Annotated in this window: 23 protein-coding genes; 1 reads left to right on the top strand and 22 read right to left on the bottom strand. The window is 69.1% G+C overall.

Going from position 1 to position 20095, the window contains the following annotated elements:
* Positions 1 to 187: 187 nt before the first annotated feature.
* The 3 genes from QRN19_RS02965 to groES form a co-directional block, all read right to left on the bottom strand.
* On the bottom strand, positions 188 to 1465 hold the full coding sequence (locus tag QRN19_RS02965; protein WP_079001731.1) for an ABC transporter substrate-binding protein: 1278 nt from the start codon (positions 1463 to 1465) through the stop codon (positions 188 to 190).
* 187 nt (positions 1466 to 1652) lie between these two features.
* The gene (gene rarD / locus QRN19_RS02960; RefSeq protein WP_285025260.1) at positions 1653 to 2591 is read right to left on the bottom strand and encodes an EamA family transporter RarD; all 939 of its coding nucleotides are present in this window, start codon (positions 2589 to 2591) and stop codon (positions 1653 to 1655) included.
* 195 nt (positions 2592 to 2786) lie between these two features.
* Positions 2787 to 3083 carry a co-chaperone GroES gene (gene groES / locus QRN19_RS02955; protein WP_056008047.1) on the bottom strand — a complete coding sequence of 99 codons (297 nt, stop codon included), beginning with the start codon at positions 3081 to 3083 and terminating at the stop codon, positions 2787 to 2789.
* Positions 3084 to 3241: 158 nt separating this feature from the next.
* Here groES and QRN19_RS02950 point away from each other — a divergent pair, with 158 nt between their 5' ends.
* On the top strand, positions 3242 to 4447 hold the full coding sequence (locus QRN19_RS02950) for a class I SAM-dependent methyltransferase (protein WP_285025157.1): 1206 nt from the start codon (positions 3242 to 3244) through the stop codon (positions 4445 to 4447).
* A 40-nt stretch (positions 4448 to 4487) separates the two neighbouring features.
* On the opposite strand, the gene QRN19_RS02945 is transcribed toward QRN19_RS02950, so the two are convergent.
* From QRN19_RS02945 to rpmJ, 19 genes are all read right to left on the bottom strand, one after another.
* On the bottom strand, positions 4488 to 5237 hold the full coding sequence (locus QRN19_RS02945; RefSeq protein ID WP_285025156.1) for a DUF4190 domain-containing protein: 750 nt from the start codon (positions 5235 to 5237) through the stop codon (positions 4488 to 4490).
* Between the two features lie 94 nt (positions 5238 to 5331).
* Entirely contained in the window at positions 5332 to 6390 is a 1059-nt protein-coding gene (gene tsaD / locus QRN19_RS02940) for a tRNA (adenosine(37)-N6)-threonylcarbamoyltransferase complex transferase subunit TsaD (RefSeq protein ID WP_285025154.1), read from the bottom strand.
* Entirely contained in the window at positions 6387 to 6923 is a 537-nt protein-coding gene (gene rimI / locus QRN19_RS02935; protein WP_285025152.1) for a ribosomal protein S18-alanine N-acetyltransferase, read from the bottom strand. Before rimI ends, tsaD begins: the two co-directional genes overlap by 4 nt.
* Positions 6920 to 7549 carry a tRNA (adenosine(37)-N6)-threonylcarbamoyltransferase complex dimerization subunit type 1 TsaB gene (gene tsaB, locus QRN19_RS02930; protein ID WP_285025150.1) on the bottom strand — a complete coding sequence of 210 codons (630 nt, stop codon included), beginning with the start codon at positions 7547 to 7549 and terminating at the stop codon, positions 6920 to 6922. The genes rimI and tsaB overlap by 4 nt, the downstream gene beginning before the upstream one ends.
* 10 nt (positions 7550 to 7559) lie before the next feature.
* Positions 7560 to 8060 carry a tRNA (adenosine(37)-N6)-threonylcarbamoyltransferase complex ATPase subunit type 1 TsaE gene (gene tsaE / locus QRN19_RS02925; protein WP_285025149.1) on the bottom strand — a complete coding sequence of 167 codons (501 nt, stop codon included), beginning with the start codon at positions 8058 to 8060 and terminating at the stop codon, positions 7560 to 7562.
* A complete protein-coding gene (alr, locus tag QRN19_RS02920) occupies positions 8057 to 9208 on the bottom strand; it encodes an alanine racemase (RefSeq protein WP_502928017.1) in 1152 nt (383 codons plus the stop codon). Before alr ends, tsaE begins: the two co-directional genes overlap by 4 nt.
* A 5-nt stretch (positions 9209 to 9213) precedes the next feature.
* Positions 9214 to 9570, bottom strand: a complete 357-nt coding sequence (locus QRN19_RS02915) for a holo-ACP synthase (protein ID WP_064296680.1) — start codon at positions 9568 to 9570, stop codon at positions 9214 to 9216.
* Between the two features lie 74 nt (positions 9571 to 9644).
* The gene (glmS, locus tag QRN19_RS02910) at positions 9645 to 11492 is read right to left on the bottom strand and encodes a glutamine--fructose-6-phosphate transaminase (isomerizing) (protein WP_285025147.1); all 1848 of its coding nucleotides are present in this window, start codon (positions 11490 to 11492) and stop codon (positions 9645 to 9647) included.
* A gap of 126 nt (positions 11493 to 11618) precedes the next feature.
* Positions 11619 to 12572, bottom strand: a complete 954-nt coding sequence (coaA, locus tag QRN19_RS02905; RefSeq protein WP_285025146.1) for a type I pantothenate kinase — start codon at positions 12570 to 12572, stop codon at positions 11619 to 11621.
* Positions 12573 to 12618: 46 nt separating this feature from the next.
* Positions 12619 to 13980: a phosphoglucosamine mutase gene (gene glmM / locus QRN19_RS02900; RefSeq protein ID WP_194602255.1), complete on the bottom strand. Its 1362-nt coding sequence runs from the start codon at positions 13978 to 13980 to the stop codon at positions 12619 to 12621.
* Between the two features lie 23 nt (positions 13981 to 14003).
* On the bottom strand, positions 14004 to 14489 hold the full coding sequence (gene rpsI, locus QRN19_RS02895; RefSeq protein WP_064296683.1) for a 30S ribosomal protein S9: 486 nt from the start codon (positions 14487 to 14489) through the stop codon (positions 14004 to 14006).
* Positions 14490 to 14517: 28 nt separating this feature from the next.
* Positions 14518 to 14964 (bottom strand): 50S ribosomal protein L13, encoded by a 447-nt coding sequence (rplM, locus tag QRN19_RS02890; RefSeq protein WP_071259493.1) that lies wholly within the window; start codon positions 14962 to 14964, stop codon positions 14518 to 14520.
* 176 nt (positions 14965 to 15140) lie between these two features.
* Complete coding sequence (gene truA, locus QRN19_RS02885; RefSeq protein ID WP_285025144.1) at positions 15141 to 16085, bottom strand: tRNA pseudouridine(38-40) synthase TruA; 945 nt, start codon at positions 16083 to 16085, stop codon at positions 15141 to 15143.
* Positions 16075 to 17088 carry a GNAT family N-acetyltransferase gene (locus QRN19_RS02880; RefSeq protein WP_285025143.1) on the bottom strand — a complete coding sequence of 338 codons (1014 nt, stop codon included), beginning with the start codon at positions 17086 to 17088 and terminating at the stop codon, positions 16075 to 16077. Before QRN19_RS02880 ends, truA begins: the two co-directional genes overlap by 11 nt.
* 94 nt (positions 17089 to 17182) lie before the next feature.
* The gene (gene rplQ / locus QRN19_RS02875; protein ID WP_285025142.1) at positions 17183 to 17740 is read right to left on the bottom strand and encodes a 50S ribosomal protein L17; all 558 of its coding nucleotides are present in this window, start codon (positions 17738 to 17740) and stop codon (positions 17183 to 17185) included.
* 44 nt (positions 17741 to 17784) lie between these two features.
* A complete protein-coding gene (locus QRN19_RS02870; protein ID WP_056008091.1) occupies positions 17785 to 18777 on the bottom strand; it encodes a DNA-directed RNA polymerase subunit alpha in 993 nt (330 codons plus the stop codon).
* Positions 18778 to 18934: 157 nt separating this feature from the next.
* Positions 18935 to 19333: a 30S ribosomal protein S11 gene (rpsK, locus tag QRN19_RS02865; protein WP_056008094.1), complete on the bottom strand. Its 399-nt coding sequence runs from the start codon at positions 19331 to 19333 to the stop codon at positions 18935 to 18937.
* A gap of 41 nt (positions 19334 to 19374) precedes the next feature.
* The gene (gene rpsM, locus QRN19_RS02860) at positions 19375 to 19749 is read right to left on the bottom strand and encodes a 30S ribosomal protein S13 (RefSeq protein ID WP_064296688.1); all 375 of its coding nucleotides are present in this window, start codon (positions 19747 to 19749) and stop codon (positions 19375 to 19377) included.
* A gap of 162 nt (positions 19750 to 19911) precedes the next feature.
* On the bottom strand, positions 19912 to 20025 hold the full coding sequence (rpmJ, locus tag QRN19_RS02855; RefSeq protein ID WP_021759549.1) for a 50S ribosomal protein L36: 114 nt from the start codon (positions 20023 to 20025) through the stop codon (positions 19912 to 19914).
* Positions 20026 to 20095: the final 70 nt, after the last annotated feature.

Raw genomic sequence — 20095 nt, 5'->3', positions numbered from 1 at the left:
GGCGTGAGCGCATGGCAGGCGCGTGAGCGCGGGTCTCCGGAGACCCGCGCTCACGCGCTGGACCCGCGCTCGCGTCAGCGCACCGCGCTGGCACCACCACACACGACACACCACACTCGGGGTGGGTCGGGGGCGAGCACGACGAAGGCCCCGGATCGCTCCGGGGCCTCGTCAGTCGCGCTGGCGACTAGTTGGTGCGGGTGTACTTGTTGTCGTCACCGTACTGGTAGATACCGATGGTCGCCTCGGTCGGGTCACCGTTCTCATCGAACGTGATCGGACCGGAGTTGCCGTCGTAGTCGATCTTCTTGCCGTCGGCGATGGCCTTCGCACCCTCTTCGAAGGTGGTCACCTTCTCGCCCTTGTCCTTGCCACCGGACACGGACTGGAGCTCGGCTGCCATGTCGGCACCCTCGGTCGAACCGGCCTGCAGCGCCGCGAGGGCGAGCAGGATGACGGCGTCGTACGACTCAGCCGCGTAGCTGTAATCCTTCAGCGGCTCGCCACCCTCGTCCTTCACGAACGCCTGGAGGCGGTCGGTGAAGTCACCGAGCTTCGCGGTGTCGAGACCGGGCAGCGTGCCCTTGGCGCCCGTCAGGGTGCCCGGAGCGAAGTCCGCGCTGTAGTCGGCGAGGTTGCCGTCGACGAAGTAGAGCTTGTCCGACGGGAAGCCGGCGAGACCGGGGACGATCGTCTTGGTCTCCTCGAACGCGATGATCGCGATCGCGTCGGGGTTCTCCGCCTTGACCGCGCTGATCTGCGCGTCGAACGAGGTGTCACCGGTGTTGTAGGACTGCTCGGCGACCACTTCACCGCCGGCGCTCTCGAACGCCTCCTTGGTGAACTTCGCGAGGCCGGTGCCGTACGAGTCGTTCAGGTAGATGATGCCGAGGGTGGCGTTGCCGTCCTCCGCGATCAGGTTCCCGAGGACCTCGCCCTGCAGCACGTCGGACGGCGCCGTCCGCCAGTAGAGACCGTTGTCGTCCCACGTCGTGAAGTCCGCGGAGGTGTTCGCCGGGGAGAACTGGATGACGCCTGCGCCGGTGACTTCGTCGATGAAGAGCTTCGACACACCCGAGGACGCTGCACCGATGATGGCCGTGACGCCCTCGGAGAGCAGACGGGGGACCTCGGTCGCGTACGCCTTGTTGTCGGAGTCACCCGAGTCGCCGAGCGTCAGGTCGATCTTGATGCCGAGGTCGGCGTCGTTGACCTCCTTGACCGCGAGACCGACACCGGCCTCCTCGGGCGGGCCGAGGAACGCGAGGTTACCGGTCTGCGGCAACGCCGTGCCGAGCTTCAGGGTCAGGTCGCCAGCAGGCTTGCTGCTGCTGCCGCTGTCGCCGCTACCACTCGAGGCGCAACCGCTCAGAACCAGCGCGCTGGCTCCGATCAGTGCGATACCACCGAGAACGATGGAACGTGGGCGGGAGCGAGCGGCCGTGGCCTTCGAAAAGACGCTCATGGTACTCCTTGCTTGTCAGAAGAGTGGCAGCTCCAGGGGCTGCCGTTGAGTCAAGTTATCCGCTGCACGTGCGCTGGACAATGTCGTTGACGTTACAAGCGTGTAACACGACCAAATCGTTACCTCAGGAGGGCCTGTTTCGCGCTTTTCCTGCAGTGGTCGCGCGATCAGCGCTGGAATCCGCTGTTCAGACCCTCATCGAGCGGCGCCGTTCGGCCCCGGCGGCCCGACGACTCCGGGTGGAGGCGACGAGCATGTCGACGGTGAGGATCGCGAGCGCCAGCCACACGAGACCGAAGCCCAACCAGCGCTCCGGCGGCATCGCCTCGTGCAGGACCGCGACACCGACGACGAACTGGATGATCGGTGCGAAGTACTGGATGAAACCCATCCAGGTGAGCGGGAGGCGGCGGGCCGCCGCCGCGAACAGCAGGAGCGGGACGGCGGTGATGACGCCGGCGCCGACGAGCAGCAGGGTGTGCCCGACGCCCGCGGTGCCGATGGTCAGCCCACCGGTCACGCCGACCGCGATGAGCTGGGCGGTCGCGACCGGCATGAGCCACACGGTCTCGAGCGTCAACCCGGACACGGCGTCGACCGAGCCGCCCACGAGTTTCTTGATGTACCCGTAGAGGCCGAACGAGAAGGCCAGGATGAGGGCGATCCAGGGGACGCTGCCGTGCCCGATCGCGAGGACCAGGACCGCGATCACGCTCACGACCACCGCGGCCCATTGGGCTGGACGCAACCGCTCGCGGAGGAAGAAGACGCCGAGGAAGACGGTCACGATCGGGTTGATGAAGTACCCGAGCGACGCCTCGACCACTTGGCCGTTGAGCGCACCGTAGACGTACGTCTGCCAGTTGACGTAGATGAGCGCCCCGGCGAGACCCATGGTCAGGACGATGCGTCGCTGGCGGAGGATGCCGGACAGTCGACGCCAGGAACGGGTCGCCAGGATGAGGACGGCGCAGAAGACGAGGGAGAACAGGATCCGCCACGCCACCACCTCGAAGGCCCCGGCCGGTGCGAGGGCGATGAAGTAGAGCGGAAGCGCTCCCCAGAGGCAGTAGGCCGCGACCGCCGAGAGCAGTCCGGACCGGCTTCCCTGCTGAGGTACGGCCACGCTCGCACGGCGGTCGCCTCCCCCGTCGACGGTGACGGTGTGGATGTCGACGTCGGCTGGATCGCTGGGGTTCTGCACTGGTCCAGGCTAGACCCGCTGCTCCCCGCGACACCCTCCGGAAACGGACACAGCCCGAACGGCGAATGCCATTCGGGCTGTTGAGCGGCCTGAGCCGCCGGATCCGTGCGCTGGTGACTAGCGGACGACGACGGCGAGGACGTCGCGCGCGGACAGGACGAGGTAGTCCTCACCGGCGTACTTGACCTCGGTGCCACCGTACTTGGAGTAGATCACCTTGTCGCCGACGGCGACGTCGAGCGGGACGCGGTTGCCGTTGTCGTCGATGCGACCGGGTCCGACCGCCACGACCTCGCCCTCCTGGGGCTTCTCCTTGGCGGTGTCGGGGATGACCAGACCGGAAGCGGTGGTCTGCTCTGCCTCGACCTGCTTGATGACGATGCGATCCTCGAGCGGCTTGATGGAGACCGACACGGTTGACCTCTTTCTTGAAACGAAGACGTGGTTAGCACTCACACTGCGAGAGTGCTGATTCCAGTGTAGGCATCTTCTGGCACTCATGCAATGCGAGTGCCAATCAGTGGCTGCTACCGTTGCCGGATGCATCCCGCTCCGCCCGAGGCCCGCTGACCATGGACCGTTCGGAACTCGTCGAACTCCTCACTGCCGACGGCCTCAGGCTCCTCGACTCCCTTCCGCCCTACCCGACGAAGGACGAGGCCGTCCGCCTGGTCGGGCGGCTGCGCAAGGAGGGGCACTCCCCCGAGCTGGTCGCCGCGGTCCTCACGCAGTCGCGGCTCAGGCAGAAGGCCGTCGGCAAGTTCGGCCCGTTCGCCGGCCGCATGCTGTTCACCGAGGCCGGGCTCGAGCAGGCCACGCGCCTTCCCGTCGCCGCACTGCACGCCGGCCGGTTCGCGCGGGCCGGCCTCACGCGGATCGCCGACCTCGGCAGCGGCATCGGCGCCGACTCGATGGCCATGGCCTCGCTCGACCTGGAGGTCACGGCGGTCGACATCGACGAGGTCACCGCGGCCATCGCCAGCTACAACCTCGCCCCCTTCCCCATGGCGAGCGTGCGGAACGCCGCCGCCGAGGACATCACCCTCGACGACTTCGACGCCGTCTGGTTCGACCCCGCCCGCCGCACCGCAGGACATGTCGACACCGCGCGGCTGTCGAGTGCCGCCGACTACACCCCGTCCCTCGACCTGGTCTTCGGTGCGGCGGCGCGCCTGCCCGTCGGCGTCAAGCTCGGGCCCGGATTCGACCGCTCCCTCATCCCCGACGACGCCGAGGCGCAGTGGGTGTCGGTCGACGGACAACTCGTCGAGATGGCGCTCTGGTTCGGCCCGCTGGCCCGTCCGGATGTCCGACGGTCAGCGCTCCTCATCGCAGACGGCGTCCACCACGAACTGCACGCCGAGGCCGACGCCGACGACGCCCCGGTGCGGGAGCTCGGCGACTACGTGCACGAACCTGACGGGTCCGTGATCCGGGCCCGACTCATCGGCGACCTCGCCATCCGGTTGGAGGCCGGCATGCTCGGGCAGGGCATCGCCTACCTGACCTCCGACACGGCGACGAACTCGCCGTTCGCCACGACCTTCCGCGTGCTCGAGCGACTGCCGATGGACGAGAAGGTCCTCAAGCGCACGATGCGGGATCGCGGGATCGGCGTCCTCGAGATCAAGAAGCGCGGCGTCGACGTCGACCCCGCGGCGTTCCGGAAGCGACTCGCGCTCAAGGGCGACGGCTCGGCCACGATCATCCTCACGAGGATCGCCGGCAAGCACAGTGCGCTGCTCGTCGAACGGGTGACGCCGGCCGCCGACGCCTGACCCCGACGGCGTCCGTCGGGCCGCAGCGCCCCGAGGAGGATCAGGTCGAGACGTACCCGATGATCACGACGACGCTGTAGACGAGCCAGCCGACCGAGCAGGCGAGGCCGACGAACCCGGTCACGAGGCCGGTGAGCGCGCGCCCTCGGCCCTGCGGCTCGCGGCGTCTGGCTCCGAACCCGAGCACGATCGCGGCGATCGACAGGGGGAAGCCCCAACCGACGAAGACGGAGACGACGAGCCCGACGACACCGGTGATGAGCGACCAGGTGCTCCGCGAGGTCCTGGTCGACGCGGCTGGGGTCGGCGTCTGCGACTGCTGGTACGCGGCGTAGCCTCCCTGGCTCGGTGCCTGGTAGACCGCCGTCGGCACCGTCTGCAGATAGGTCGCGTGGTCGCCCTGCCAACCCGACGGAGGCGCCGAAGGGGACGAAGCCTGCTGTGCGGGGCGCGCCTGCGGTGTGACGGGCGAGCCGGAGCCGTTCTGCCAGTCCGTCGGCGGCGGGAAGGCCTGGCCCTGGGGCTGGTACGGCTGCTGCGGTCCGTGCGGCTGGGGCTGGTACGGCTGCTGCTGGCCCTGCGGCGCGACACCTGCATGCTGAGACGGCTGCGGCGGCTGGTACGAAGGCCAAGGCTGCTGAGGCTGGGGCTGAGCCTGGGGCGGAGGCTGCTGGCCCCACGGCTGCTGCGGCTGCCCGTTCGGCTGCTCGGCCTGCGGCGGGCGCGACTGCCCGTCCACCGCACCGTCCTGGTGCTGAGGTCGTCCGTCGGGGTGCTCGTGCTGATCCATCGCCGCTCCTTCGATCCGTGACCGGGTACCGGCCCATCCTATGCGCCGACGTCCGCGCATCCGGTCGACGGTCGGGAGACGGCTGGTCGAGCGGTCAGTGCACCTGGATCTCGGTGACCGGCAGAGTCGAGTCGGCGCCGAAGCCCAGCGAGGACGGCTCGTGTCCGGCGGAGATGAGCTGCGCGGCGAGCGCGGCGATCATCGCGCCGTTGTCGGTGCACAGCTGCAACGGCGGGATGCGCAGTTCGATCCCGGCCGCAGCGGTGCGTTCGGCGGCCACCTCGCGGAGCCGTGCGTTCGCTATGACGCCACCCCCCAGCAGCAGGCGGGGTACGCCGAGCTCAGTGCACGCCTTGACTGCCTTCGAGACGAGCACGTCGACGACGGCCTCGCGGAAGCTGGCGGCGACGTCCGCGACCGGGACCGGCTCCCCGGCATCCTGCTTCGCCTCGACCCAGCGTGCCACGGCCGTCTTCAAGCCGGAGAAGGAGAAGTCGTACCGATGCCGCTCCATGTCCTTCGGCAGGCTGAGTCCGCGGGGGAACCGGATCGTCTTCGGGTCGCCGCCGACGGCCGCCCGGTCGATCTGCGGCCCGCCCGGGTAGGGCAGGCCGAGGATGCGCGCGACCTTGTCGAAGGCCTCTCCCGCCGCGTCGTCGATGGTCTCACCGAGGAGTTCGACGTCCGACACGAGGTCCCGCACGAGCAGCAGCGAGGTGTGCCCGCCGGACACCAGCAGGGCGATCGTCGGGTACTCGATCGTCCCGTCTTCGGAGTCGAGCACGTCGGCGCCGACGTGCCCGACGAGGTGGTTCACGGCGTACAGCGGTTTGCCGAGGGACACGGCGAGCGCCTTCGCTGCGCCGACGCCGACCATGAGCGCGCCGGACAGACCGGGGCCGCTCGTCACCGCGACGGCGTCGAGGTCGGCCAGGGCGATGCCGGCCTCGGCGAGCGCCGCCGTGAGCGTGGGCTCGAGCGCCTCGAGGTGGGCGCGCGCGGCGACCTCCGGGACGACGCCACCGTACCGTGCGTGTTCGTCCATGCTCGAGGCGATGGTGTTCGCCAGCAGGTGGTGTCCGCGGACGATGCCGATCCCGGTCTCGTCGCAACTCGTCTCGATGCCGAGGACGAGCGGTTCTGCACGGTTCACGCGATGCTCCCGGGGTGCTGATCGGTCTGGTCGAGCGGGGACTGCCCGTGGGTGGGCATGGGCGGCCTCGGCTGGACCGTGAGTCGCATGACGATGGCGTCGACGTCGTCCGGCTGGTAGTAACCAGGGCGGACGCCGAGTTCCTCGAAGCCGAGACTCCGGTACAGCGCGATCGCCACGGGGTTGTCGGCCCTGACCTCGAGGAAGACCTGGGCGACGTCCTGCTGCCTGGCCTGCTCGATGAGCGCCTGCATGAGGAGTCGTCCGAGGCCTCGTCCTCTGGCGTGCCCGGCGACCGCGATGGTCTGGATGTCGGCGTCGTCGGACCGGGACGGTGCGAACAGCCCGCCGTAGCCCGCGAGCGTCGCGTCGTCGGCGTCGACCTCCGTCGCGACGAGGTAGTACCCGTGCGGCGACGACAGTTCGGCGCGCATCATGTCCGCCGACCAGGCGTCGTTCACGAAGACGGTGTGCTCGAGCTGCATGATCGCGTCGAGGTCGGCGACACCGGCGCGGCGCAGCGACCAGCTCACGCCGTCACCCGCTTGGTGCCCGCGGACATCGTGACGTCGGGCGAGCGGAGGTACAACGGCTCCTCCCCCGCGAACTCGCCGTCGGTGGCGAGGAGTGCGGCGGCGACCTGTCCCAACGCCCCGGCGGGGACGACCAGCGCGTCGAGGCGCACGGACTCGGAGGTCGGCAGGTCGTCGGGTTTCGCAAGGGCCGGCCCCTCGACGCGGACCGGGAGGCCGGCTGCGTCGAGTCCGGCGTAGCTCGTCCAGTAGCGTTCGCGACGGCGGGCGTCGGTGACCACGAGGAGCGTGGCGTCGGGTGCGGCGGAACCGGACCGGTAGGCGTCGAGCGCGATCGCGTCGTGGCTCACCACGGGGTGCACCGGGAGGCCTGCGCCGATCCCGAAGCTGCGGGCCGCGGCGATCCCGATCCGGAGACCGGTGAACGGCCCTGGCCCCATGCCCGCGACCAGCCCGGTGAGCGCGGCGACCTCGATCCCGGCGTCGTCGAGGCATCCGGCGACGAGCGTCCCGATGACCTCGGCGTGCCGCATCGGGTCGTCGGAGGACCGTTCGGCCAGCACCTCGCCACCCAGAGTGACGACGGCGACACTCGAACCCGCGGATGTATCGATCGCCAACAGCACGTCGTCCAGCCTACCCGGCGTCGGTCGCGGGGTACCGCGAGAGCGTGAGCGTCCGGCGCTCGATCGGTTCCTCGCCGGCATCGTCCGTCACGGGCTCGTCGCCGGCTCCGGTCGGACGCTCGATGACGAGCTCGAACCAGGTGGGGACCACGCCGTCGAGCAATCCGGCTCCCCATTCCACCACGACGACGGATCGGGCGAAGTCGATGTCGAGATCGTCGAGTTCGAGCGCCGAGCCGAGCCGGTAGGCGTCCACGTGGACGAGCGGCGGGCCGCCGACGAGGCTCGGGTGTGTCCTGGCGAGCACGAAGGTGGGGCTGGTGACGGGGCCACGGACCCCGAGGCCCTCGCCGATCCCACGCGTGAGGGTCGTCTTGCCTGCTCCGAGCGGCCCGGTCAGGACCAGGAGCTGCCCTGCACGCAGTTCCGTGCCGAGTCGGACGCCGTACGCGTGCATCGCTTCGGGCGTGGCCACCTCGACGGTACCCGGGGTGAGGACGTGATCGGTCATGACCGCTCCCTGGTCGTCCGGACCACGCGCGGCCCGATGCGGGTGACGAGTTCGTAGTTGATGGTGCCGGCGGCCTCCGCCCACTCCTCGACACGCGGCGCGCCGGACGCCGGATCGCCGAACAGCACGGCGTCGTCGCCCACCGCGACCGCGTCGTCGCCGACGTCGACGACGAACTGGTCCATCGCGATCCGCCCGCACACCCGGTAGCGGCGTCCGTTGATCACGACCGGGCCGGCGTTCGAGGCGCTCCGCGGCACGCCGTCGGCGTATCCGAGCGGGATGAGGGCGAGCGTCGTCGCCGTGCTGGTCCGGTAGCTGTAGTCGTAGGACACCCCGGCACCAGGTTCGACCCGACGCACCGCGGCGACCGACGCCCGGAGGGTCATGACGGGGCGGAGGCCGAAGGCGTCGGCCGAGCGGTCGACGTCCTCGGTGGGTTCGAAGGGCGACAGGCCGTACACGGCGAGTCCGAGGCGGACGGCGTCGTACCGGAGGGCCGGCTCACCGAGCGCTGCCGCCGACGCGGCGAGGTGCAGACTCCGCGGTGCGAGACCGGCCTCCCTGGCGAGGGTGACACCGCGTTCGAAGCGGGCAGCGGCGGCCCGGTCGTCGGCGGTGGAGGTGTTGGAGACGTGCGAGAACAGCCCGTCGACCCGGATGAGCCCAGCGGTCTCGGCGGCTGCGGCGGCCCGGAAGAGTTCCGGCCAGTCGGCTTCCGCCGCACCGTTCCGGCTGAGGCCGGTCTCGAGTTTGAACTGGACGGCCGGCACGACGGACGGCCGATCCCGAGCGGCCTCGATCACGCGGTCGAGCTGCGCCACCGACGACAGACCGAGGTCGATCCCGGCGTCGAGTGCGGCGCCGAAGGCGGCCTGCGGGCCATGCAGCCACGCGAGGATCGGCGCAGTGACTCCCGCAGCGCGGAGCGCGACGCCCTCCGTGATGTCGGCGACACCCAGACGATCGGCCCCCGCCTCGACCGCCGCGCGGGCGATGGCCTCGGCACCGTGCCCGTAGGCGTCGGCCTTGACGACGACGATCAGTTCGCCGACGCCGGTCACCTCGCGGAGGCGACGGACGTTGTGGCGCAGGGCGTCGAGGTCGATGATCGCCTCGCGGGTCGGGCGCGGGTCGTGCTCGGGCACAGGCGTCATCCCTCCCGCTCAGCGACGACGAAGGCGACGGCGACCCCGGCGTCGTGCGTCATGGTCAGGTGCATGCTGGTGATCCCCCGCTCGGCCACGACACCCGCCGTGACGCCGGACAGCGCGAAGTCGGGCTTCCCCTCGGGGCCGTTCACGATCGCCATCTCCTGCCACCGGATGCCGTCCGAGGAGCCGAGTGCCTTGATGAGCGCCTCCTTGGCGGCGAACCGGCCGGCGAGGGAGCGCAGCGGGAGGTCGCGTTCCGACGGGACGAAGAGCCTGGCCAGCAGGTTCGGGGTGCGGGTGATCGCCCGTTCGAACCGTGCGAGGTCGACCAGGTCCACCCCGATGCCGATGATCATCCCTCTACTCTACGGCCGTCGTGTGCGGCCCGGAGGCCCGCACGACGGGCCACCTCGGGCCTCGCGGACCGTCCCTACTCGACCGTGACGGACTTCGCGAGGTTGCGCGGCTGGTCGACGTCGAGGCCCTTCGCCGTCGCGAGCTCCATCGCGAAGATGTGCAGCGGGATGACGGCGAGCAGGGGCTCGAACAGCGGACCGGCGAGCGGGATCGGGATGACCTCGTCGGCCGATGGCAGGACGGCGGCGTCGCCCTGCTCAGCGATCGCGATGACCCGGGCACCGCGTGCGCGGATCTCCTCGATGGTCGAGATGACCTTCGGGTGCAGGATCGCCGAGCCGCGCGGGCTCGGGACGACGACGAAGACGGGCTGACCCGGCTCGATCAGGGCGATCGGGCCGTGCTTGAGCTCACCGCCGGCGAAGCCTTCGGCGTGGATGTACGCGAGCTCCTTGAGCTTCAGCGCGCCCTCGAGCGCGATCGGGTATCCGACGTGGCGACCGAGGAAGAGCACCGCGCGGGAGTCGGCCATCCAGTGGGCGAGCTGCGCGATCTTCTCGGACGCCCCGAGGATGCTGGCGATCTTGTCGGGCACGGCCTGCAGCTCCTCGACCTGCGACGCCAGGAACGCCGGCGTCTGGGTGCCGCGGACCCGCGCGAGGTGCAACCCGAACAGGTACAGCGCCGTGATCTGGGCGGTGAACGCCTTCGTGGACGCGACCGCGACCTCGGGCCCCGCGTGGGTGTACACCACGGCGTCCGACTCGCGCGCGATCGTGGCGCCCTGGGTGTTGCAGATCGACAGGGTCTTCGCGCCGGACTCGCTCGCGAAACGCACCGCCATGAGCGTGTCCATGGTCTCGCCCGACTGGCTCACCGAGATGACGAGCGTGCGCGCGTCGATGACCGGGTCGCGGTAGCGGAACTCGTGGCTCAGCTCGACGGTGACCGGGATCCCGGCCCAGCGCTCGATCGCGTAGGTGCCGACCGTGCCCGCATAGGCGGCGGTGCCGCAGGCGATGATCACGATGCGGTCGATGTCGAGGAAGAGCTCGTCGAGACCGGCGAGTTCGGGGATGACGACCTGGCCGCCCTCGACCCGCCCGCGGATCGTGTTCGCGACCGCGTCGGGCTCCTCGCTGATCTCCTTCGCCATGAAGCTCGACCAACCGCCCTTGTCGGCCGCCGAGGCGTCCCACTGGATCTCGAACGGCTCGGTCACGACGTGGTTGCCGGAGAAGTCGGTGACCGTCACGTCGTCGGGCGTGATGACGACCATCTGGTCCTGGCCGATCGCGACCGCGCGCTGGGTGTACTGCACGAACGCGGCGACGTCCGACCCGAGGAAGTTCTCGCCGTCGCCGAGCCCGATGACGAGCGGCGAGTTCCGACGCGCACCGATGACGACACCGGGCAGGTCCTGGTGCATGGCGAGCAGCGTGAAGGCGCCGTCCAGGCGAGCGACGACGCGACGGAAGGCTTCAGTGAGGTCGCCGGTGGAACGGTACTCGCGGCCGATGAGCACGGCGGCGATCTCGGTGTCGGTGTCGCTCTCGAAGGTGAAGCCGTCCGCGAGGAGCTCCGCGCGCAGTTCGGCGAAGTTCTCGATGATGCCGTTGTGGATGAGCGCGAGGCGCCCTTCGTCACCGAGGTGCGGGTGCGCGTTGCGGTCCGTCGGTCCACCGTGGGTCGCCCAACGGGTGTGACCGATGCCGGTCGAGCCCGGCGCGATGGGGTTCGCGGCGAGGTCCTCGGTGAGGACGGCCAGCTTCCCGGCGCGCTTCCGGGTGTTCAGCGAACCCGTCGCGTCGAGCACGGCGATCCCGGCGGAGTCGTACCCCCGGTACTCGAGCCGCTTGAGTCCGCCCATGAGGACGTCCACCGTCTTGTCGTTCCCGACGTATCCTACGATTCCACACATGTAGAGCAGCATAATCGCGCGAGTTTGCGAGGATCCTGCACCAACCTCGAGGCGCCGGCGCTCAGCCTCGGAGCAGGACGGTCTTGCCGAGATCCACCGGTTCCCGGGCCCTTCCCCTGCCGCAGGTCAGAGCTTGCGGAGCAGCACCGAGGACACCGTGTGATCCGAGTCCTTCCGCAGCACGAGCTTCGCCCGTGAGCGGGTCGGGCGGATGTTGTCGATGAGGTTCGGTTCGTTGATCGAGCGCCAGAACCCGCGCGCCTGATCGGCCGCCTCCTCGTCGGAGAGCTCGGCGAACACGTTGAAGAACGAGTTCGGGTTCGAGAACGCGCCCCGCTTGAGCGCCATGAAGCGGTCGACGTACCAGGACTCGATGTCGCGCGTCCGTGCGTCGACGTAGATGCTGAAGTCGAACAGGTCGCTGATCGCGAGTCCGCTCGCCGTCGCAGCCGGCTGCAGCACGTTCAAGCCCTCGACGATCAGGACGTCGGGGCGCCGGACGACGACCTGCGCCGTCGGGATGATGTCGTAGCGCAGGTGCGAGTAGAACGGTGCCCGCACCTCGGCGGCGCCGCTCTTCACCGCGGTGATGAACCGCAGGAGCGCACGGCGGTCGTAGGACTCCGGGAAGCCCTTCCGATCCATGATGCCGCGCCGCTGGAGCTCCTCGTTCGGGTAGAGGAAGCCGTCGGTCGTCACGAGTTCGACGTGCGGGGTGTCCGGCCAGCGCGACAGCAGTTCGCGCAGCAGCCGCGCGATCGTCGACTTGCCGACGGCCACGGAACCCGCCACACCGATCACGAACGGCGTCCGGAGCGCCTGGTCGCCCAGGAAGCGGCTCGTCGCGCGCCCGAGGTCCTGGGTGCCCTTCGCATAGAGGCTCAGCAGCCGGCTGAGCGGCACGTAGACCTCCTCGACCTCACGCATGTCGAGACGGTCCCCGAGGCCGCGGATCTGCACGACCTCGGTCTCGCTGAGCGGTGTGGCCGTCTCCGGAGCGAGTCGCGCCCATTCGGCACGGTCGATCTCCACGTAGGGCGTCGGCTGCCCGGAGGCAGCGCCCGTCGTCGTCGAAGTCATGCGATCACTCTTCCACAGCTGCGGTGCCGACCAGCCGCCGGACGACTCAGATGGCGAGTCGCTCGCGGACGACGTCGGCGAGGCGGTGCGCCAGACGATCTGCGGTCGGCTGGTCGGCCGCCTCGACCATGACGCGGACGAGCTGCTCGGTGCCGGACGGCCGCAACAGCACGCGTCCGTCGTCTCCGAGCTCGGCTTCGGCAGCTTGTACGGCGGCGTCGACGACCTCGTCGCCGACGAGGCGGGTGCGGTCGACACCCGTGACGTTGACGAGGATCTGCGGGTACACCTGCATCACTGCGGCGAGCTCCGCGAGCGTCTTCCCGGTGCGCGCCATCTCGGCCACGATGTGCAGGCCGGTGAGGATGCCGTCGCCGGTGGTCGCGTAGTCGGCCATGATGACGTGACCCGACTGCTCGCCCCCGAGCGAATAGGCGTTCGCGTTCATCGCTTCGAGGACATAACGGTCGCCGACCCCGGTCTGGACGACGGTGATGCCGTGTTCGCGCATCGCGACGTGCAGGCCGAGGTTGCTCATCACCGTTGCGACGAGCGTGTCGTCCTTGAGCTTGCCGCGCTCCTGCATCGAGACCGCGAGGATGGCCATGATCTGGTCGCCGTCGACGACCTTGCCCGCGGCGTCCACGGCGAGGCAGCGGTCGGCGTCGCCGTCGTGAGCGATGCCGAGGTCGGCGCCGTGCTCGAGGACCGCCTTGGACAGGAGGTCGAGGTGCGTGGAGCCGACGCCGTCGTTGATGTTCATGCCGTCGGGGTCGTTGCCGATGATCGTGACCTTGGCCCCGGCATCGCGGAAGGTCTCCGGCGATACACCCGCAGCCGCGCCATGCGCGCAGTCGAGGACGACATGGATGCCGTCGAGACGGTTCGGGAGGCTGCCGAGCAGGTGGAGGACGTAACGGTCCTCGGCGTCGGCGAAGCGGATGATCCGGCCGACGTCTGCGCCGGTCGGGCTGAGCTTGGGGCGGTCGAGGTATTCCTCGATCCGGCGTTCCACGGCGTCGGGCAGCTTCGTGCCGCCACGGGCGAAGATCTTGATGCCGTTGTCCGGCGCGGGGTTGTGCGAGGCGGAGATCATCACGCCGAAGTCGGCGTCGATGTCGGCGATGAGGAACGCCGTCGCGGGCGTGGGCAGCACGCCGGCCTCGAGCACGTCGACGCCCGAGGACGCCAGGCCCGCCGCGACCGCGGCGGACAGGAACTCGCCGGAGATGCGGGGGTCGCGTGCGAGCACGGCGACCGGGCGCTTCCCGGCGGCACGGCGGGCCTCAGCACTACGGCCTTGCCCAAGCACCACTGCGGTGGCTTGGGCAAGGCCGAGAGCGAGGTCTGCCGTCAGGTCGGCGTTCGCGAGTCCGCGTACGCCGTCGGTACCAAACAGCTGAGGCATCGAGCTTCGCTTGTCTTGAGCGCTTAGCGCTTCGAGAACTGCGGAGCCTTACGGGCCTTCTTGAGTCCGGCCTTCTTGCGCTCCTTGACGCGAGCGTCGCGGGAGAGGAAGCCGGCCTTCTTCAGGGTGGCGCGGTTGTTCTCCTCGTCGATCTGGTTCAGCGAGCGAGCGATGCCGAGGCGCAGCGCACCGGCCTGGCCCGAGGGGCCACCGCCGGAGATGCGTGCGATGACGTCGTAGCCGCCGGCCAGGTCGAGGACGGTGAACGGGTCGTTGATGAGCTGCTGGTGCAGCTTGTTCGGGAAGTAGTCCTCGAGCGTGCGGCCGTTGACCGTGATGGTGCCGCTGCCGGGGACGAGGCGCACGCGGGCGATGGCCTGCTTGCGACGGCCGACGGCTGCGCCGGGGACGCTCAGCACGGCGCGAGGCGCGGTGACTGCTGCTTCAGGAGCCGACTCGGTGGAGTAGCTCTGCGGGGTCTCTTCGATGGAATCTGCGATGTTCGCCACTGTGTAATCCTTTTTTCTTGTCCGGTGCTTACTGGGCGACCTGGTCGAGCGTGAACGGCTTGGGCTGCTGAGCGGCGTGCGGGTGCTCGCTGCCCGTGTAGACCTTGAGCTTCTTCAGCTGGTCGCGGCCGAGCGTGTTCTTCGGCAGCATGCCGCGGATCGCCTTCTCGACGGCGCGGATCGGGTTCTTCTCGAGGAGCTCGGCGTAGGTGACGGCCGAGAGCCCGCCCGGGTAACCGGAGTGGCGGTAGGCCTTCTTCTGCAGGAGCTTGGCGCCGGTGAGGGCCACCTTGTCGGCGTTGATGATGATGACGAAGTCGCCACCGTCCATGTGGGGGGAGAAGGTCGCCTTGTGCTTGCCGCGCAGGAGCGCTGCAGCGTGGCTGGCCAGGCGGCCGAGGACCACGTCGGTGGCGTCGATGACGACCCAGTCGTGCGTGATCTCACTGGCCTTCGGGGAATACGTGCGCGTCACAATAGTGCTGCTTTCTGGTCGGAGTTGGTCGTTCGTGAATCCCGCTCCTGTTGGGTGTTCCGAACGGAACGCCCGAGGTGGAGGGCTCAACTTCGGGTACCGCGCCGCAGAAGGCGCAGGCACCAACGGGAGAGTCTACGCGACGACGTCCCGGCGGTCAATTCCGACCGGGAACGTCACTCGACGCTCGCTTCCACGTGCTCGCGACTCCGCCGCTGTCGGGTCTCGGCGGCACGCGCGTGCAGCAGTCCCGGCTCGGGGTACCCGACCGCGATCAGGGTGAGCCCGCGCGCCGGCATCACCCGGAAGTCGATCTCGCGCCGTCCGCCGTCGCGGAGCCGCACGACCTCCTCGAGCGACATGCGCCCCTCCCCCACGGCGACGCAGGCACCGACGAGAGCCCGCACCATGCTGTGGCAGAACGCGTCGGCGGTGAGGCTCGCCACGAGCACGCCCGCTTCGTCCCGCTCCCAGCTGAAGGACTGCAGGGTCCGGATGGTCGTCGCGCGCGGTCTCGGTTTGCAGTACGCCTGGAAGTCGTGGAGCCCGACGAGCGAGGTGGCCGCCCGGTGGAGCAGCTCGACGTCGAGCGACGCCGTCGTCCAGCTCGTCGTCCGCCGGAGGATCGGATCCTTGCGGACGTCGGCGTCCGCGAGGCGGTAGCGGTAGTGACGCCAGACCGCTGAGAAGCGCGCGTCGAACCCCTCCGCCGCCGGTTCCGCCGCGTGGATCACGACATCGCGGTCCATCCCGAGGACGCCGTTCAGTCGACGAGCCAGGAGGGAGCTCGCGGTCTCGTTCCGCGGCGTACCGTCGTGGAACTCAGCGTGGCGCCCCTGCAATCGCGTGATCTTCGCGAGCTGTGGCTCGGTGAGGTCGAGGTGGGCCACCTGACCGGCCGCGTGCACCCCGGCGTCCGTCCGTCCGGCGACCACGAACCGCGGCATCGGCGGCACGGTCTTCCCGAGCACGCGGTAGAGCGCCTCCTCCAGGACCCCCTCGACCGTCCGGAGCCCCGGCTGCTTCGCCCATCCGGCGAAGTCCGTGCCGTCGTAGGCGATGGCGAGCCGGAACCGCTGCGTCGGGAGGACGTCCGCTACCGCGACCTGGTCAGCGCTCACGGACGTACGCCAGATCACGCGTCGTCGCGACGAAGCCCTGTCGTTCGTACAGCCCGAGTGCACCGGTGGGACTGGCCGTGTCGACCTCCAGCGTCGCCCGCTCGAGGCCGGCCGCCTGGATCCGACGGAGCGCTGTGGCCAGCAGAGCCGGCGCGAGTCGTCGGCCACGCCAGTCGCGCACGGTTCCGACGAGGGCGATGTACGCGCTGGTGAACCCCTGCGCGGACCAGCTGTCCTCGTCCACCTCGGCCAGCGTGAAGCCGACGACCCGTCCGTCGTCGTCGATCGCGACCACCGAGAGGTCGTCACGGAAGTGGGATCCGCCGACGAACTGCGCCCACATCGCCGGGACCGTCTCCAGGCTGCCCCAGTGATCCCGGAACGAGTCGTTCCGAGCCTCCCTCGTACGTTCGGCCACGTCCGGGTGGTATGCCTCGAGTCGGACACCGTCGGGCACGTCGATCTCGTCGACGGGCGCGGAGAGATCGCGTTCCATGATCGTGAAGTAGCGCGCCACGGCGAAGCCGAACCGCTCCAACAGGCGGGCCGCCCCCGGGTTCCGTTCGTCGACGTAGGCACGCGAGGAAGCCGGCGCATCCGTCTCGACGGAGGCCAGCTGCTGCTCGGACCGTTCCAGCGACCACGCGAGCAGCGCTCGGCCGATCCCCCGCTCACGCCATGCGGGATGCACGCCGCCGAAGACGTACGAATACACGGACACGTCTCGTGAGGGCGACAGGATCACCATCGCATAGGCGACCAGCGTGCCGTCGGCGGCGATCGCGAGCAGGCTGTCCGAGTCCATGTCGATCCACGCGTGGTCGAACTGGTCCGCGATCTCGTCGCGACTCGTCACCCGGTGGGGGTTGTCGAACGGATCCATGGCGCGGCACAGCGCCACGATGTCGTCGATGTCCGCGCGGACCGCCGGACGCCACTGGTCGACGTCGGGGTGCTGTGGCAGGGCCGGCGGGCCGACCGGTTCGGCGGGAGTGGTAGGCATGTCTCCAGCCTAGGACACCGTCGCGGCGCCGCCAGGAACGACGGAACCCCGCCCTCCAGATGGAGAGCGGGGTCCCGTTCGTGTGTCGCTGAACCTACTTGGCGTCCTTCGCGGGAGCCTCGTCGGTGGTCTCGCCGGCGTCGACGGACTCGCCGTCGGTCTCGGTCGCCTCGACGGCTTCCGTCGCCTCGACGTCGGCCGAGGTCTCGGCGGGGGTCTCCTCGGCCGCAGCCTCGTCGACCGGCGCAGCGGCGTGCTTCGCGGACTGCTTGGCCGGCTTCGCCTTCGGCGTGACGGGCTCGAGGACGAGCTCGATCACGGCCATCGGAGCGTTGTCGCCCTTGCGGTAACCGGTCTTGATGATGCGCGTGTAGCCACCCTGACGGTCGGCGACGAGGGGCGCGATCTCCGTGAAGAGCTCGTGGACGACGCTCTTGTCGGTGATGGTCGCGAGCACCCGACGGCGGGCGTGCAGATCGCCGCGCTTCGCGAAGGTGATCAGGCGCTCAGCGAGCGGACGCAGGCGCTTCGCCTTGGTCTCGGTGGTCTGGATGCGCTTGTGGGTGAACAGCGCAGCAGCGAGGTTGGCGAGCAGGAGACGCTCGTGGGCAGGTCCGCCTCCGAGGCGGGGTCCCTTGGTGGGAGTAGGCATTCTTGTCTCTCTTCAGGTTGGAAAGTCGTCAGGTGGATCGCGTGCTAGGAGACGGTCTCGTCGTCGTAGCCGCTGTAGAAGTGGGCGCCGTCGAACCCGGGAACCGAGTCCTTCAGGGAGAGGCCCATTTCGGTGAGCTTGTCGCGAACTTCATCCACCGACTTCTGTCCGAAGTTGCGGATGTTCATGAGCTGCGTCTCCGACAGCGCGACGAGCTCGCTGACGTTGTTGATGCCCTCGCGCTTGAGGCAGTTGTAGGAGCGCACGGAGAGGTCGAGGTCCTCGATCGGGATCGAGAGCTCGCCCGGCAGCACGGCGTCGACCGGCGCGGGGCCGATCTCGATGCCCTCTGCGGCGGTGTTGAGCTCGCGAGCCAGGCCGAACAGCTCGGTCAGCGTGCGACCGGCCGACGCGATGGCGTCGCGCGGCGTGATGGCCGGCTTCGACTCGACGTCGACGACCAGGCGGTCGAAGTCGGTGCGCTCACCGGCACGAGTCGCCTCGACGCGGTAGGTCACCTTGAGGACCGGCGAGTAGATCGAGTCGACGGGGATCTGACCGGCTTCGCTGAACTCGTTGCGGTTCTGCGTGGCCGACACGTAGCCGCGGCCACGCTCGATGGTGAGCTCGAGCTCGAACTTCGCCTTGTCGTTGAGGGTCGCGATGACGAGGTCCGGGTTGTGGACCTCGACGCCGGCCGGAGCCGAGATGTCGGCCGCGGTGACTTGGCCTGCGCCGGTCTTGCGGAGGTACGCCGTGATCGGCTCGTCGTGCTCGCTGGAGACGACGAGGCCCTTGATGTTCAGGATGATCTCGGTGACGTCTTCCTTGACACCGGGGATCGTGCTGAACTCGTGCAGCACGCCGTCGATGCGGATGCTGGTGACGGCTGCACCCGGGATGGACGACAGCAGGGTGCGACGGAGCGAGTTCCCGAGGGTGTACCCGAAGCCTGGCTCGAGCGGCTCGATGATGAACCGGCTGCGGAACTCCGAGATGGATTCTTCGGTGAGCGTAGGGCGCTGTGCGATGAGCACTATGGATTCCTTTCGGCTAAGTGTCCGCTATATGACACTTGCGTTGGCGAGGTAGTGAATGGTGTTCGCTGGCCCTGGTCACCAGGACCATGCCGTGATCCGTCCGCGGCGATCAGACGATCGCTACGGACGGATCACGGCCGGTGAACCGAAGGAATTAGACGCGGCGACGCTTCGGGGGGCGGCAGCCGTTGTGTGCCTGAGGCGTGACGTCGTTGATCGAACCGACCTCGAGGCCTGCGGCCTGGAGGGAACGGATCGCGGTCTCGCGGCCGGAGCCGGGTCCCTTGACGAAGACGTCGACCTTCTTCATGCCGTGCTCCTGCGCCTGACGCGCAGCCGACTCGGCGGCGAGCTGTGCGGCGAACGGGGTCGACTTGCGCGAACCCTTGAAGCCGACGCCACCGGACGAAGCCCAGCTGATGACCGCGCCCGAGGGGTCGGTGATCGAGACGATCGTGTTGTTGAACGTCGACTTGATGTGGGCCTGGCCCACGGCGATGTTCTTCTTTTCCTTCTTACGCGGCTTCCGAACGGCCGACTTTGGTGCTGCCATGAATATCTCCTGAGTCCTATGACGAGGCGACTAGGCGGGGCCTAGCGAGCCTTCTTCTTGCCGGCGACGGTGCGCTTCGGGCCCTTGCGGGTGCGCGCGTTGGTCTTGGTGCGCTGGCCGCGGACCGGAAGTCCACGACGGTGACGGATGCCCTGGTAGGACCCGATCTCCACCTTGCGGCGGATGTCGGCGGCGACCTCACGGCGGAGGTCACCCTCGACCTTGAAGGTGCCCTCGATGTAATCGCGCAGGGCGATCAGCTGGTCATCGGTGAGATCCTTCACGCGGATGTCTCCGCTGATGCCGGTGTCGGCGAGGGTCTTGAGTGACCGCGTGCGGCCAACACCGTAGATGTACGTCAGTGCAACTTCCACGCGCTTGTCGCGTGGGATGTCTACGCCGGCGAGACGTGCCATGGTGGCTTCTCCTAGGAGTTGTGGAGGTGTGGAGCAGTTCCGGTGCTCGGGCCTCCGACCCGAGGTGTCACCCGCGATGCACGATGTGCTGCGGGATCTGGAACTGCCGTTAGAGGGGTGGTGCTGTGGTGCTCAGGGCTGCGTGCTGCAGGTCCTCTGAGATCAACCCTGGCGCTGCTTGTGGCGCGGGTTCTCGCAGATGACCATGACGCGGCCGTTGCGACGGATGACCTTGCACTTGTCGCAGATCTTCTTGACGCTGGGCTTGACCTTCATAGTTCTCTCTTTTCGCTGTCATCGTGCCGGGCCCACCACCGGATGGTGGCGGCGCGACCGGCCGTTACTT

It is taken from the genome of Plantibacter sp. ME-Dv--P-122b (genome assembly GCF_030209375.1).
Taxonomy (GTDB): domain Bacteria; phylum Actinomycetota; class Actinomycetes; order Actinomycetales; family Microbacteriaceae; genus Plantibacter.
This window is presented reverse-complemented; position numbering and strand designations above follow the sequence as displayed.

What these genes read in the sequence shown, in the direction of transcription:
- coaA (WP_285025146.1), bottom strand. Translation starts at nt 12,572, where the DNA reads ATGACTTCGACGACGACGGGCGCTGCCTCCGGGCAGCCGACGCCCTAC.
- rpsM (WP_064296688.1), bottom strand. Translation starts at nt 19,749, where the DNA reads ATGGCACGTCTCGCCGGCGTAGACATCCCACGCGACAAGCGCGTGGAA.
- glmS (WP_285025147.1), bottom strand. Translation starts at nt 11,492, where the DNA reads ATGTGTGGAATCGTAGGATACGTCGGGAACGACAAGACGGTGGACGTC.
- QRN19_RS02945 (WP_285025156.1), bottom strand. Translation starts at nt 5,237, where the DNA reads ATGGATCAGCACGAGCACCCCGACGGACGACCTCAGCACCAGGACGGT.
- rplQ (WP_285025142.1), bottom strand. Translation starts at nt 17,740, where the DNA reads ATGCCTACTCCCACCAAGGGACCCCGCCTCGGAGGCGGACCTGCCCAC.
- glmM (WP_194602255.1), bottom strand. Translation starts at nt 13,980, where the DNA reads ATGCCTCAGCTGTTTGGTACCGACGGCGTACGCGGACTCGCGAACGCC.
- rpsK (WP_056008094.1), bottom strand. Translation starts at nt 19,333, where the DNA reads ATGGCAGCACCAAAGTCGGCCGTTCGGAAGCCGCGTAAGAAGGAAAAG.
- rpmJ (WP_021759549.1), bottom strand. Translation starts at nt 20,025, where the DNA reads ATGAAGGTCAAGCCCAGCGTCAAGAAGATCTGCGACAAGTGCAAGGTC.
- QRN19_RS02880 (WP_285025143.1), bottom strand. Translation starts at nt 17,088, where the DNA reads ATGCCTACCACTCCCGCCGAACCGGTCGGCCCGCCGGCCCTGCCACAG.
- tsaE (WP_285025149.1), bottom strand. Translation starts at nt 8,060, where the DNA reads ATGACCGATCACGTCCTCACCCCGGGTACCGTCGAGGTGGCCACGCCC.
- QRN19_RS02950 (WP_285025157.1), top strand. Translation starts at nt 3,242, where the DNA reads ATGGACCGTTCGGAACTCGTCGAACTCCTCACTGCCGACGGCCTCAGG.
- QRN19_RS02965 (WP_079001731.1), bottom strand. Translation starts at nt 1,465, where the DNA reads ATGAGCGTCTTTTCGAAGGCCACGGCCGCTCGCTCCCGCCCACGTTCC.
- QRN19_RS02915 (WP_064296680.1), bottom strand. Translation starts at nt 9,570, where the DNA reads ATGATCATCGGCATCGGGGTGGACCTGGTCGACCTCGCACGGTTCGAA.